Annotated in this window: 11 protein-coding genes; 10 read left to right on the top strand and 1 reads right to left on the bottom strand. The window is 53.2% G+C overall.

Annotated features, from left to right (window positions below):
- Nucleotides 1-41: 41 nt before the first annotated feature.
- From EDC26_RS16465 to EDC26_RS16420, 10 genes are all read left to right on the top strand, one after another.
- Nucleotides 42-1,064 (top strand): extracellular solute-binding protein, encoded by a 1,023-nt coding sequence (locus EDC26_RS16465; RefSeq protein WP_132584643.1) that lies wholly within the window; start codon nt 42-44, stop codon nt 1,062-1,064.
- A gap of 19 nt (nt 1,065-1,083) precedes the next feature.
- Entirely contained in the window at nt 1,084-3,153 is a 2,070-nt protein-coding gene (locus tag EDC26_RS16460) for a hydantoinase/oxoprolinase family protein (protein WP_132584745.1), read from the top strand.
- Nucleotides 3,154-5,154, top strand: coding sequence for a hydantoinase B/oxoprolinase family protein (locus EDC26_RS16455; RefSeq protein WP_132584641.1), 2,001 nt, complete (start codon nt 3,154-3,156; stop codon nt 5,152-5,154). It begins immediately after the preceding gene.
- 57 nt (nt 5,155-5,211) lie between these two features.
- Nucleotides 5,212-6,345, top strand: a complete 1,134-nt coding sequence (locus EDC26_RS16450; RefSeq protein WP_132584743.1) for an alpha-hydroxy acid oxidase — start codon at nt 5,212-5,214, stop codon at nt 6,343-6,345.
- A gap of 56 nt (nt 6,346-6,401) precedes the next feature.
- Nucleotides 6,402-7,832 carry an FAD-binding oxidoreductase gene (locus EDC26_RS16445; RefSeq protein ID WP_132584639.1) on the top strand — a complete coding sequence of 477 codons (1,431 nt, stop codon included), beginning with the start codon at nt 6,402-6,404 and terminating at the stop codon, nt 7,830-7,832.
- Nucleotides 7,833-7,852: 20 nt separating this feature from the next.
- Complete coding sequence (gene dapA, locus EDC26_RS16440) at nt 7,853-8,752, top strand: 4-hydroxy-tetrahydrodipicolinate synthase (protein WP_165931060.1); 900 nt, start codon at nt 7,853-7,855, stop codon at nt 8,750-8,752.
- A 36-nt stretch (nt 8,753-8,788) separates the two neighbouring features.
- A complete protein-coding gene (locus EDC26_RS16435; RefSeq protein WP_165931059.1) occupies nt 8,789-9,724 on the top strand; it encodes a uroporphyrinogen decarboxylase family protein in 936 nt (311 codons plus the stop codon).
- A gap of 57 nt (nt 9,725-9,781) precedes the next feature.
- The gene (locus EDC26_RS16430; protein WP_243700952.1) at nt 9,782-11,095 is read left to right on the top strand and encodes an NAD(P)/FAD-dependent oxidoreductase; all 1,314 of its coding nucleotides are present in this window, start codon (nt 9,782-9,784) and stop codon (nt 11,093-11,095) included.
- Between the two features lie 621 nt (nt 11,096-11,716).
- Complete coding sequence (locus EDC26_RS16425; RefSeq protein ID WP_132584631.1) at nt 11,717-12,166, top strand: tripartite tricarboxylate transporter TctB family protein; 450 nt, start codon at nt 11,717-11,719, stop codon at nt 12,164-12,166.
- A gap of 422 nt (nt 12,167-12,588) precedes the next feature.
- Entirely contained in the window at nt 12,589-12,837 is a 249-nt protein-coding gene (locus EDC26_RS16420; RefSeq protein ID WP_132584629.1) for a hypothetical protein, read from the top strand.
- A gap of 196 nt (nt 12,838-13,033) precedes the next feature.
- Here EDC26_RS16420 and EDC26_RS16415 read toward each other — a convergent pair whose 3' ends face one another.
- Nucleotides 13,034-14,434 carry an FAD-dependent oxidoreductase gene (locus EDC26_RS16415; RefSeq protein WP_243700951.1) on the bottom strand — a complete coding sequence of 467 codons (1,401 nt, stop codon included), beginning with the start codon at nt 14,432-14,434 and terminating at the stop codon, nt 13,034-13,036.
- Nucleotide 14,435: the final 1 nt, after the last annotated feature.

Here is a 14,435-nt window from a genome sequence, read left to right as displayed (position 1 = left end):
AGGGGTGCTTCATTGACTTATTTACTAAACAGGGAGTAGACATGAGCATAACAAGATATATTTTAGTGTCGGCGATGTGTGTTGGGTGTTCAGCTACGGCTGTAGCTGCCGATCTCACCGTTACCGCTTTTGGTGGTAGTTGGGAGCGCGCTTACAAGGAGTGCTTCGTAAAACCGTTCGAACAGCGAACAGGTAAAACGGTTGACGTCATTCTAGGTAGCCCGATGCAGTGGATCAATCAGATTGCGGCTGACCCGAAACATCCTCCAATCGATGTGATGATTGGCTTGGTAGACAGTGGGCTTATTGCACAAAAACGAGGCCTTGTCGAACCTATTAATGCGAAGAACGTTCCTAATATAGCCAAATTGAAACCTTATATGGTGGCTTATGGGAAAGGCTATGGGTTCCCTATTGCTTATGGCGATTTTGGAATCATGTACAGTAAAAGTCGGGTCAAAAATCCTCCAAAAACCTGGAAAGACTTCGTAAACCGTACTGTCGCTGGTGATTGGCAGGCCGCGCTTCCCGGTATTAATTACGTAGCTACGATTCAAGGCTTTATTGGTCTGTTTGCGAAGGTATATGGCGGGAAACTCACTGATGTCCAGCCAGGGCTCGACCAAATAAAGCGCATGCGTGACAGCGGCAATGCTGTGTTTTATAACGAACCCAATGCACCGCTCGTTGCCATGAAGTCCGGAAATATTGATATTGCGATGTATTTTGATGGACGTGCCTATGCGGCACATGATTCCAGTAACCCCGATATTGGTTATTTGAATCCGGCTCCCGGCGCAGTTGCATTTCCAACAATGGTTCAGAAGGTCAAGAACGGTTCCCCTCTCGGTTTTGATTTCATTAACGAGATTGCCTCTACACCAGGACAGACATGCTTTGCCAACAAGATGCTGTATTCCGCAGCTAATAAAGACGTGAAATACGATAAGGATGTTGCACCTAGAGTGGCCAAAGATGACGAATCGCTTTGGCTGCCCTTCGATGTCATAGCGGAGGAAACGCCAAAGTGGGTTGAGATGTGGAATAAGCAGATTGGTCGATAACGAACTGAAAGGATTAGCTATGTGTATTAGAGTTGGTGTCGACATCGGTGGTTCTTATACTGACTTTGCGGTTTTGGACGAGAGAGATGGCAAACTCACCAGCCTTAAGGTGTTCTCTCGTCCAGACGCCCCCGGGCAGGAAGTTGTCGACGGATTACGTAAGCTATCAAGCCAATACGCCATTGATTTGAGCCGGATCGGTTTTCTTACTCATGGGACGACTGTTGGCGTCAATACTGTGGTGCAACGCGTCGGCGCTCGCCTCGCGCTAATCACGACAAAAGGCTTTGAGGATGTGTTGGAGATAGCACGGCTTAAAACCCCCAACATGTACCATTTGTTGTCTAAGCGGCCTGTGCCTTTGATTTCAAGGAAATATGTATTTGGGATCAAAGAGCGCACGTCGTCGAACGGTGAAGTAACTCTGGACGTTGAGAAAAGCGACGTCCTGGACGTTATCAAATCAATTAGAGAGGCTGACTGTGACGGTGTAGTAGTTGCACTGATGCATTCGTATCGCAACCCAACTAATGAGCACAAGATCAGGGACATAATTAGTGCTGTTGCCCCCGATCTTGGTGTGTCGTGCTCATTTGATACCTGGCCCATCATTAGGGAGTACGAGCGTACGCAAACGGCGGCTGTGGGCGCCTATGCGCAACCCAAAGTAGGAGCGTATCTGACGAGACTGGACGCTGCTTTGGTCGATATGGGTATATCGACCAACTTGAAAGTGACAAAATCGAATGGTGGCGTGATGAGTGCCGCCAAGGGCAAGGAAAGCTGCATACAAATGATATTGTCCGGCACCGCATCGGGTGTGATAGGTGCAGCCTACACGGCAAAGCAGTGTGGCATCAGGAACTGCATTAGTCTCGATATAGGCGGAACGACGGCGGACGCCGCGCTAATTATTGATGGCCAGGCGCAATACGCGGCAGGTGAATATATTGGTGACTATCAAATATATATACCTTCTGTTTCGGTGACATCTATTGGAGATGGAGGCGGCACGGTTGCGTGGGTAGATAATCATGGGGTTCTTAAGGTAGGTCCGGAAAGCGCAGGGTCAACCCCGGGGCCGGCGTGTTTTGGACGCGGCGGGAATGCCCCGACCATTACCGATGCATTTGTGGTTTTAGGAATACTGGGGCATTCAGAACTGGGGTATAGCACCATTACGGTCGATGCACAGAGGGCTCGTAACGTTATTGGACAGCTTGGTGAAAAGTTAAACCTGTCGCCCGAGGCGACGTCTGAAATGATCGTCAACGTTGCCGTGTCAGGGATGTACGCGGGAGTCAGCCGACTGATGTCAAAGTTTGGTGTCGATCCGCGCACATTCACACTCCTGCCGTTTGGCGGTGCCGGCCCGATGTTGTCTTGCTATTTGGCGCGCGCTCTTAATATGGGCCAGATCATGGTGCCGCTCAGCCCAGGAGTGTTGAGCGCATTGGGTGGGCTTATTGCCGACACAAAAAACGATTTCGTCAAAACCACATACTACGATTTCGATTCCGGCGACAACGTGGCCCAGTTGTTGACCCAAGATCTTGCTGATCTCGAAAACGAAGCTCGTATGTGGATGATGGAACAAGCAGGCACTCTTGAGGGGTCGGCCATCGAGGTGTCGGCAGACATGCGTTATCGCGGTCAGTCGTTTGAACTTGAAACGCCGTTGAACAAGCAAGACATCGTTGACATGAATATCACCTCCGTTCGCGAGGCTTTCAATTCAGAACATCTACGTCACTACGGCTATGAGGATCGTCAGGCGTCCGTGCAATTGATTGCGCTTAGGCTGGTCATAAGGCTCCCCACTTCGAAGCCGACCTTGAAGACTCTGGCAGCGGGGACGGGGTCGCCTGAGCCGCTGAAAAAAACAAGTGTGTGGATTAATGGCGACTGGCATGACGTTCCAGTTTATCGGCGTGGCGATCTGTTGGCAGATCAGCGATTCGACGGCCCGGCGATTGTGTTCCAAGAGGATTGCACCACATGGGTCTTGCCGGAGCTTTCCTGCCACATTGATAATCTTGGCAATATGTTCCTAAGTGATCGAGTTGAGACAGGATCAGAGGTGATTTAAATGAAATTTAGCAAGGCGGAATTACAGATTTTTGCGGACTACTGCACCGCTATTGCGGAGAGCATGGCCTTCACTCTTATTCGTACGGCTCACTCTACGTTCATAAAGGAGACCGAGGACTTTTCTTGTGCCCTGGTGACTTTGGATGGACTAACGTTTGCGTCACCGAAGACCTTGGGGGCAACGTGGTATACGGGGCTCGATTATGGGCCGTTGGTGCGAAGTATTAAAAACTATGAGCCGGGAGATATCTACATGTCTAACGACCCATATAGTGGTTACGTTGCAACGCACACTCCTGATGTGGTGATGTGGAAGCCTGTTTTTTTCGAAAACCGCATTGTTTGTTTTGTAGCCGGACATATTCATAATACGGACATGGGGGGGGCTGTGCCTGCATCCCTTTCGCGCAGCCTTATTGAAATTCACCAAGAAGGCATACGCTTTCCTCCAAGCCGCATTGTCAAGGCCGGAGAGGTCAATCAAGAATTATTATCCTGGATGTTGCTGAACGTGCGTGCGCCCGACCAAAATCGTGGCGATCTGTTGGCGCAAGTTGCCAGTTTGGGTACGGGTGAAAAGCGCATCCTCGAAATTATCGAGAAGTTCGGTTGTGAAGCGTTTTCGACGGGGATGCAACAATTACTGGACTACGCGGAATCACAGGCGCGATCGGTAGTGCAGGCTATACCGGATGGTGAGTACTTCTTCTCTGAGTATGCCGACGAGGATTCTGTCGATGGTGAGCCACTACGCATTGCGTTGCGGTTGGTGGTGCGGAACGATAGCTTGGTCTTCGATTTCTCAGAAAGTGACCCGCAACTTGCCTCATCCTTAAATGTTCCTACCGGCGGTCACCCGAGGCATGCGTTGCTTCTCATTGGACTGAGTTATGTTCTTTATTGCCTGGACAGCAACGTTTTACTCAATTCTGGCACCCTGCGTGTTGCCTCTTGCATCGCGCCGGAGGGATCTGTACTTAATCCCGTGCAACCCGCCGCAGTGGGTATGAGGAGCCTTACATGTGTGATTGTACAAGCCGCTGTTTTTGGTGCTTTCAGCCGGGCGATCCCAGAGAAAATGCCTGCTTGCCCGGCGTCCAGCATACCGTTGCTGAATGTCAAGACAACTGATCGACTCGGTCATCCGGTTATGGCATCGATTGGGCCGGTTGGAGGTGGGGCCGGAGGCTCGAGTTCCGGTGATGGGTCAGATGCATCGGGTGCCAACCTGGCCTTCTTGCGCAATACGCCCGTCGAGGTCAATGAGTCGGAGGTACCCATTCTGATTACGGAATACCACTTGGTGCCGGATAGCGGAGGGCCAGGCGAGTTTCGCGGAGGCCTGGGGTTGATGATGGAGTTTCAGGTGTTTGCGCCTGGCACCTTGGTTACGGCACGGAACCGAGACCGGACACGTTTTGGGTCATGGGGCATTAAGGGTGGTGAAGCGGGACGTACCTCTTCTTTCGTTCGAAATCCAGGCTCTTCGAATATGGAGGATCTTGGAAATACCGACTTGGTGAATTGTGAGCCGGGTGACGTTATCAGATTAGAGGGTAACGGTGGAGGAGGATACGGTTCTCCGTTGTTGAGACCTGTAGCAGACGTGTTGGATGACGTGCAGAAAGGTTATGTTTCACTGGAGTGTGCGCGGACTGCATATGGGGTGGTTATTGAAGCGAATGCCGTGAATGATACGGCAACGTCCAATTTAAGAAAATCGCTTACCCCGTCGCATTCGGACCGTAATTTCTACGGCTATTGCAAGAACCGTCTAAGCCATGAAAGCGTGTGGACGCAGCCTTGCTACGCCAAGTTGATGGATTGCCTGGCGTCAGTGCCTGTTAATTGGCGGTTTTTCCTGAAGCATTTGATGTTTGCAGAGATGCGTAAACAGGTGCTGGACGATGGGGCAAGTCCCACCCCGGAGCTCGTAAAAACCATATATGGTGAATTGTGCAGTCAATATCCGTCGGTGGCGGTATCGGCTTCGGCGTGATCGTCTGGCGCATAGCGCAATAACCATGGATTGCTGAGTGTAGATGAGGTATTCGCAGTGCAGTGTGCCAGTGTGTCAGATTATCGAGAGTGGGCGCGGTGGCGCCTGCCAAAGTTGGCTTTTGATTATTTGGACAAAGGAGCGGGGGATGGCGATTCGCTAGAAAACAACGTGCATGCGTTTCGGCGATTGCAGCTAAGGCCCCGAGTTTTGGTGGACGTGACAAAAGTAGTCACCGACATTGACTTATTCGGCCATCGATATTCTGCACCGCTGATCGTTGGACCTACAGGGCTAAATGGGCTTTATTGGCCGGATGCGGATAGTATTTTGGCGAAAGAGTGTGCAATGCAAGGGTTGCCTTTCGTATTATCTACCGCTGCAACTGATTTGTTGGAGGATGTTCGAAAATCAGTGTCGGATCACCCGCTTTGGTTCCAGCTTTACGTGCACGAGAACCGAGAGCTTACGCTTAGCCTCATTGCTCGGGCAAAGAATGCTGGTTACTCAGTACTGGTATTGACGGTGGACGTGCCAGTTCACGGTAAGCGTGACCATGATATCCATAATGAGTTTCGACTCCCTCTTCGCCCAAGCTGGCGTCTATTTGATGACATATTGAGGCATCCCCGCTGGGCTATCCAAATGTTGACGCATGGCACGCCACAGTTGGTCAATATCGCACGTAGCCTCGGCCAACAGCCTAACCTTCTGGCCCATGCAGGTGTCCTTAGCAGAGCCATGGATAAAAGCCTTACTTGGAATAGCCTGGATTGGCTGCGCGATGCGTGGACGGGTCCTATTGTTTTAAAAGGCATTCAGTCGGAAGACGACGCACGTCGCGCTCAACAGTGTGGTTTTGACGGAATTGTCTTGTCCAATCATGGCGGGAGGCAGTTATCTGGAGTGTCACCCCCGATTGATGGGCTGGAGGCGGTTGCGGCACAGATCGGAGACAGTATGAAAGTCTTTGTCGATGGTGGTGTCAGGCGCGGGGAAGACATTGTAAAAGCACGGGCTCTTGGTGCCAGTGCCGTATTAACTGGTCGGGCGCCGTTATACGGGCTGGCAGCAAATGGTAAGGAAGGGGCGCGGGATGTATTGAAATTGTTCTTGGACGAATTGCATATTGCGTTACAGCTTGTTGGTTGCCCAAGTATGAATATGTTGGGCCGCGAGTATTTGCGCTAGGCGCTGGGGGCTGCATGTGTCGGTCTGAGTGTGGGTTGCTATCTAACTGAGGGGTCATGAATCATTTTTTGAATGCGTTAAAGGGTTTGGTTAATCCTTCACACTGTCTGATCGAGGAGGGGGAAAAGGCCCCTTACTTGATGGATTGGTGGGGAAACCGGAGCGCCAATGTCCTTGCCGTCGTTTTTCCTGCTTCCACTGCCGAGGTGGCTGCGGTAGTTCGGTTATGCCATCAGAGCGAAGTTGCCATTGTCCCGCAAGGTGGGCATACGGGGCTTAGCGGCGGGGCGTTGGCGATTGGCTCTGGTCGCTCGATCATACTGAATTTTTCACGGATGAATGCCATTCGTGAGCTGGATCTGTTGGGCCAGACTATGACCTTGGAAGCGGGATGCACGTTGATTGAGGCTCAGCAGGCTGCAAGTGAGGCGGGAAGGCTTTTCCCCCTTAGCCTTGGTAGTGAAGGCTCATGCCAGATAGGAGGAAATATTTCCACAAATGCGGGTGGCGTTGCTGTTTTGCGCTACGGAATGATGCGGGATCTCGTGTTGGGGTTGGAGATTGTGCTTGCCGATGGCTCTGTCTTGAATGGCTTACGCAAATTGAGAAAGGACAATACAGGTTGCGACTTGAAGCAGCTGTTTATAGGCACTGAAGGAACACTTGGTATTGTTACGGCAGCGGTCGTAAAGCTTTTTGCGAAACCTGACGCAGTATCGACGGCGTGGGTGGGGATCGATAGCGTGGAACACGCCATATTGCTTCATGCCGCGATGCGGGAGAAGTGTGGTGATCGAATTAGTAGTTTTGAATTGATATCACGCACGCAGCTTGACTTGGTTCATCGCCACCAGCCGCAAATAAACCCGCCACTGAACAGCCCACACGACTGGGTTATTTTGGTAGAGCTGAGCGACACCGGATCGCAGGCGATGCTTAACGCCCTGCTCGAGAGTGCGCTAGAAGATGCATTCGACAAAGCTCTTATTGCTGACGCCGCCGTGGCGGCCAACGGCGCTCAAGCAAAAACGTTTTGGCGACTGCGCCATAGCGTGTCCGACGTGAATGTGAAGGAAGGCAAGAGCATATCTCATGACATCTCGGTGCCTATTTCACGCATTCCCGAGTTTTGTAAAGCGGTGCGTCATGATTTGGAAGGGCTGATGGCTGCGGGTATTGAACTGATTGTTGGCCACGTTGGCGATGGAAACCTGCACTATATCGTCTTGTATTCCCACGATGTGTGGAACGGTTTCGATTCGGGTGAGCAAGCGAGCAAGGTAGTTGAAGTTAACAACATAGTGTATGACCGCGCACTAAGTATGGGGGGGAGTATCAGCGCCGAGCACGGCATTGGCTTGCTCCATGTCGAGAAATTGGAGGCGGCTCGAACTGATAGCGAGGTTCGGTTGATGCGTTGTTTGAAGAATGCACTGGATCCTTCCAATGTGCTGAACCCCGGAAAAATTCTAAAGACCTTGAACTGAAAGCCTAAGGACATATGTTTATGAAGAACCAACTCTGTGTCACTGACCTGCATGGGATTTACGCGGCAATAACGACGCCTTTTAAGATGAGAAAGGTTGTCGACTATGAGGCATTAGATGCGTTGGTTAATCGTTTGATTGCCAGCGATGTTAGCGGCATAGTCCCGGTCGGCGGGACGGGTGAATATACAGCGCTGTCGCCAGACGAGCGGTACAGGGTTGTCGAAGCTGTTGTGCGATCAACTGCCGGTCGTGTTCCTGTCGTGGCAGGGATATTGTCACCGGGTTATGCCGAGGCGCTTGATCATGGTAAGCGATTTTTACAGGCAGGCGCCAACGCGTTGCTGCTTGTTGCGCCGTTTTACGTCCTCCCGTCTCAGGAGGGGATATTTGATTACTTTTCAAACTACGCGGCGGATACACACGGCGCCACTTTACTGCTATACGACATACCTGGCAGGACGGGCGTTCATACGTCGCCTGAAACAGTTGGGCGGTTGGCAAATGCGGGCCTGATCAAGGGTATGAAAGCCTGCGACACCGATGTGGCCCATTTTCAAAAGGTAATAGAAAGCGCAGGTAATGCCATTAGCGTTCTGTCCGGTGATGATTTTCTTTATCCGATACATGTCGCGTTGGGGGCGCGTGGCGGGATTCTGGCATCGCCCACTCTGATACCTCATGCATGGTGCAGGCTGCATCAAAATCTACAGGAAAATAATTTTCAAAAAGCCTTGGATATTCATCGTGGCCTTAAGCCGCTGCTAGACGTTTTGTTCGAGGAAACGAACCCGGGGCCGCTAAAAGCCGCCTTGCAACTTACAGGCCATTCTGATGGTTCAGTGCGCTTGCCGTTGATTTCGCCGGGGATTGATTTACGAAAGAGAATTAAAGCGGCCCTATCAGAGATGAGTGCCTGATCATCGACAATGAGGAAGTATTCTGGAGCTATGTTTATGAATAAGAAACAGCGTTTTATGGCGGTTGCTCATGGCACCGAAATTGATCGGCCCCCAGTAACGGCTTGGGTTCATTTCCAGTCCGATCATTTAAGCCCGGAGCAAGTAGCCAATTTACATTATGAATTTTTCCGCGCTTACGATTGGGACATTCTCAAAGTCATGAACGATTATCGCTATCCAGTCCCGGAAGGCGTCGTATCGTTGACTAATCCTGAAGCGTTTTCGTCTTATTCGCGACTGAGTATGGATACGCCATGCTTTGCCAAGCAGCTTGATTGCCTGGAGCGGTTGCGTGCGTTGGTAGGCGACGACGTGCCTATCCTGGAAACGGTATTTGAGCCCTATCAGCAAATTTTGCGAAATATCGGGTATGAGCAAAGTGCGAATTTCTTTTCTAATGAAAAACTTGCATTGAGCGCGATTGAGGCGGTTACCGAAACCATGTGTGACTATGTCCGATGCGTGAAACGCTTGGGGATAGATGGTATTTACCTATCGATTAATGGAGCCATTCCTTTTGGCCAATCGAGGGGTGTTACGGATGAACTGCATGAGACGTTTCAAAAGCCGTTTGCATCCAGGGTACTGGACGCGGCAGAAGGTATGGTGCGTGTTCTACATGCACATGGTCACCATTTGCAGGTGAGTCGAGCTTTTGATTATCCCCACGAAATCTTGAGCGTATCGACGTGCTACTCCTCTAACCCTTCATTGAAGGAGCTTTGCCGGTTAACCGATAAGCCTTTAATGGGAGGGGTGGATGAGACAACGATACAGGAGATGACACTGCCGCAAATTGAAGCAGAGGTCTGTGATGCGAAACAGCAGATGGGGGACAGGCGGTGGGTACTTGCACCGGGTTGTACCATGCCTTCTTTTACTCCCGTCCGGAATCTTAAGCATTTGCGAGCTTTTAGCAAGACGTTGTAGTGGCTAATTCTTGTACCGACCGAATGGAGGTTAATTGTGCATAGCCGGGTGGATTGCTTGTCGGTTGACAGCAATGGTAGCTTGCCGAAAAAAGTGGATGTTACCGTTGTGGGGGCGGGCATTATCGGCGTCGCGACAGCGTACGAGCTGGTGCGTAAAGGCCTCTCAGTGTTGCTGGTGGAAAAAGGCTATGTGGCTGGTGAGCAGTCCAGTAGAAACTGGGGATGGTGTCGCAAGCAAAATCGGGACGAACGAGAGATTCCACTGATTAAATTTAGCATGGAGCGCTGGGCTGCATTGACGGACGAGCTGGGTGAAGACAGTAGCTTTCGTCCAACAGGAATTACCTACCTATCGGACAAACCTTCCGATATCACGGTTTGGTCCGATTGGGTGTCGAGGGCCCGATCCTTCGGCGTCGACAGCAGGATGTTAAGTGCGCAAGAGGCTAGGGCAGCCTCCTGCGGGGCTGCCGGAATCTGGCTTGGAGGTGTGATTAGCCCTACAGACGGAAGAGCAGAGCCCAGTATCGCAGTCCCTCTTCTGGCCAAGGCGGCCTGCAAACTTGGTGTTGAACTGGTTCAGGGATGTGCGGTTCGAGGTTTTGAGCTGGCGGCCGGCCGCGTGCATGCCGTCGTGACTGAGCGAGGGGTTGTAAAGACGCAAACTGTAGTCTGTGCGGCGGGTGCATGGTCGTCTATGTTCTGTAGACGCCATCATATTGCGCTTCCGCAGGCGGTCGTCTACGGAACTGCTCTGTGCACAGGGCCCGCCCCAGAGATCGTTAACGGCGCCTTGTCATTGCCGGGTGTGGCCATACGGCGTAGGTTGGATGGTGGATACACATTAGGTTTGGGGGGACGGGGCACGGTAAGAATCAGTCCACAGGGTTTACGATACGGCTTTAATTTCTTACCTACCTTAAGGGAGCGTCGTGCCGGGTTGAAGTTTCGGATCGACCGGTCTTTTTTGAAGGGGCCCGAGGCTTTTAGGCGATGGAACTTCGATGAGCGGTCGCCGTTCGAGGAGATTCGAACTCTTCACCCAGACCCTGATCCAAGACTGGTTTCAGAAGCTATGGCTGCGTTTGTAAGGGCTTTCCCGGCATTAAAAGGTATTGGTGTCGCGCGCTCCTGGGGCGGTTGTATAGATAGCACCCCAGATACCGTGCCGGTCATTTCTTACGTAGAAGAGGTTCCTGGATTATTTATCTCTACGGGTTATAGTGGCCATGGTTTTGGAATCGGTCTGGGTGCCGGCCGCCTTGCCGCAGATCTGATCAACAACGACCACCCCGTAGTCGACCCAAGCCCGTTTCGCTATGGACGCTTGGTCGATGGCACTAAGCCAGCGCCGTCTAAGCTTTTTTAGTCAAGAGGCTAGCCGATGGATTCGTGCATGAGCAAAGACTTGATTTTGCAGGCCTTACGCGCCGAACGGAATCGACGATGAACAAACGTCCGCTGGGCCGTAGCTGTTAGCGCCGATGTAATACTGACCCACTGTGAGTCAGTTTTAAACTGGCGTTGACAATCAACCACCTGTAACACCACAGGTGCTGAAGCAAAGTATCGCCAAAAACCTCTTCGGTCCGTAAGGGTCCGGTAAACCTTGCAATCACCCACAATTCTTGGCCATCTGTGCGCTGAGCAGGAGGTCGCCAAGCCGACGCATTCCCCGCCCTATCACCAGATTGCCCGGAGGAGGATCGTGAGCCCGCACCAGATAGCCGCCAAGCTTGGCCAGGCAATAAGGTAGTCTACCAGACGGGACTGGTGCGATAATGGCGTGCGCCGCTGTCGGGATAGCTCGCTCAGGACGAGTCTCTTGCTTGTGGTAAATGCCACCTCGGGCGGCGCTCTCGGCGCAGAGCGATGAGCCATAGTGAGCCAGAAGATGCGCCCACTGACGAAACAGCATAGGGCGATGAGATGGTAGTCCCCCCATTTTTAACGTTCGCGGCAGTGGAATTGGTTAGGGAGCGATGAGTTCATCGAGCGACCGAATGGTGGGTCCCCGATCCTGATAATACTATTTGGGCTTGTTTCAGCAATCGATGGATCAACTTATGGCATCGGTACGTTGGGGAGTACCGGAGCGGGGTTTTATCCACTTATTATTGGTGTGCTGATGACGGTAACGGGTGCCGTAATTGTGGTGCGCGGGCTTGGCCACCATAATATGGCCAGTGATGAGGAGCTGCGGCCCGAGTGGCGCGGTTGGCTTTGCATTGCAGGCAGTATCCTGGCTTTCATCTTTCTGGTTATGTACACCGGCTTATTGCCAGCCACCTTTGCTGTTGTATTTATTTCTGAGTTGGGAGACAAGACCATGACCGTCAAGGCGGCGGCCGTTGTTGCGCTTATTATGTGCGTGGTGGCGGTGGTGGTTTTCTGGTGGCTCCTCAATGTGCAAATTCCTATTCTGGGTGGAGGGGGGTAGCCATGGAGCTTGCTCTGCATAATCTGCTGTTTGGCTTTAGCATCGCGTTGCAGCCCGAGCATCAGTGCCGTGTTTCTTGGAATATCGCTGTTGCTGGTGGTGGGTCAACTGACGATGTATATGGTTAGGCGGTGGCGTACGAGGGTGGGTGTGCAGCAGCTACAAATAGGAAAATGAAGTAATACTCGGATGTTTTTCTATTTGCGCCAGATATACAACCGTAGCCGCCGCCCAGTCATCTGGGCGGCGTCAATCGGTGCATACATACACAGGGCGGCCCTCCACGGCCTTATGTGGTTGATTTAAAACATCATAAATCCGCTTTTAAATAAATCATTCAACGTAATTAGGCGGCCCTGAATAATCCTCCAAGCTAGTGCTCAGGCGGGTTTCATGGTTCTTGGTGTCAAGGCAAAGTAGAAATGTCCGCAGCTCCTTCCCACAAGCTGATGTTGGCACTATGCTCGCCCTTCATGGTTGCGGTTGCATGGTATGGCGTAGCGCATGTCGTGGATCAACCTGAGTTGGTGCCAGATCCGTATGCGGTGTTGAAGAAGTTCATTGAGCTGGCCAGAGCCGGCGTCATCGCGAGCGCCATCGGGCGTAGCCTGTCGCGCGTCGCTATCGGCTTTGCCTTTGTTGCGCTGGTTTCGGCCGAGCTGGCTTCCTAACCCGTCGGCGGATACTCGTGTAGCGAAAGAAGGCGCCAAGAACACACCGTGTACGGGCGGTTCCGAGTATCTTCCCCTCTCATTTCGGACAGACTTTATTTCTGGTCCTTGGTGCCGCAATGCTCAAGCAGACCTCAGTTCGCCAAAAGGCGCGCCAAAGGCTCGGTACAGCGGCGCCGCCGCACCTGCCATTTCTTCAGCGGATATCCTGAATCGCCGCGCGGCCTGCCAGGTAGCCCAGCCCCAGCGCCGCCAGCAAACCGTTGCCGGACATATATCCAGCGCCTCCACGCACGCCGCTGATGCCGCAGGCGGCGCCACCTCCCGCGTACAAACCCGGAATGGGACGTCCGTCGGAGCGCAGAACGCGGGCATCGTCGTCCACGCGCAGACCTCCCTGCGTATGAAATAGCGCAGGCCCGATGCGTGTGGCCGTGTAAGGCGCATGCAGCGGGCCCAAACCCCAGTCGAGACGGCCATGCGGGTCGGCCATCCGGCCTTGCGCTGCGCCAGCCGCTGCGTCCAGTGTGCGAGCGAAAACTTGTTCGTCCATGCCCAGGCGTCGGGCAAGGGCCGCGGCGCTATCGGATACCAGCACCCCGTTACTACCGACCAGTCCGGCATACTCGCTTTGCCCCGCAGCCGTAGCGTCCCGTACTCGCGTATCGGCAATGACGTAGAAAGATCCATCGCGCCTCAATTCCAGCGCGGCGAAAGCCGAATAACCCATGCTCTCATCGCCGAACCGGCGGCCATCGCTATCGACGACAACTCCGCCTTTTTCAATCACGGTCCAGGTTACCAGCGACCCGTGCGGATCGGCCAGGCTTGCATGGGCTTGGTACGCGGCCATATTGACCAGGTCCGCTCCGAGTTCTTCGCCCCAGCGTATGGCTTCCCCTTCGCTGCCCATGGAGCCGCCGTAGGGTGCCTGCGCAAGTTCCGGGCAATAACGTGCCAGCAGTGTCCGGTTGTTGCCGAAGCCATTGGTCGCGAGTATTACGGCGCGAGCACCCACAGTGGTGCCGCTACCGTCCTTGCTTCGGGTTATTGCACCGCACACCGCTCCTTGGTTCGATACGACAAGATCGACGACACGATTGCCCATGGCCACGGGGATCTGGCGCGCTTCTACGGTGCGTGCCAGATCGTTGAGCAGATCTTCTCCGCGACGCGATGGCGGCGAGTGCAAGCGGTGCCGGCGGTGGCCGATGTGCTTGTACGTTTCCACCAGCGTCAGACTGACGCCGGCGTCATCGACCAGCCATTCCACCAGTTCGGCGGAAACCTCGGCAAGCCGACGAGCCAGAGGTTGCGCCTGGTGGGGGCCAGCCACCCGCGCCAGATCGTCCAGGAAATCCTGTGCGGTGTCGTGGATGCCGGCCAGGACCTGGAACCGTGTGCCCGCGGCGGGAATCGAGCCGCTGGAGAGCAGCGTGTTTCCCTGTAGGCGATCGGCCTTCTCCAGTACCGCGATGGAGGCATTCGGATCGGCGGCGCTTGCTGCAAGCGCCGCGGTCAAACCACAACCGCCCGCCCCAATGACCAGCACATCCACCTCGGCGCCGAATTCGACTTCAGTCGTGCGCGCGAACACG

It is taken from the genome of Paralcaligenes ureilyticus (genome assembly GCF_004346225.1).
GTDB classification, from domain to species: domain Bacteria; phylum Pseudomonadota; class Gammaproteobacteria; order Burkholderiales; family Burkholderiaceae_B; genus Paralcaligenes; species Paralcaligenes ureilyticus.
The sequence above is the reverse complement of the archived record's forward strand: the minus strand, read 5'-3'. Positions and strand labels throughout refer to the sequence as shown.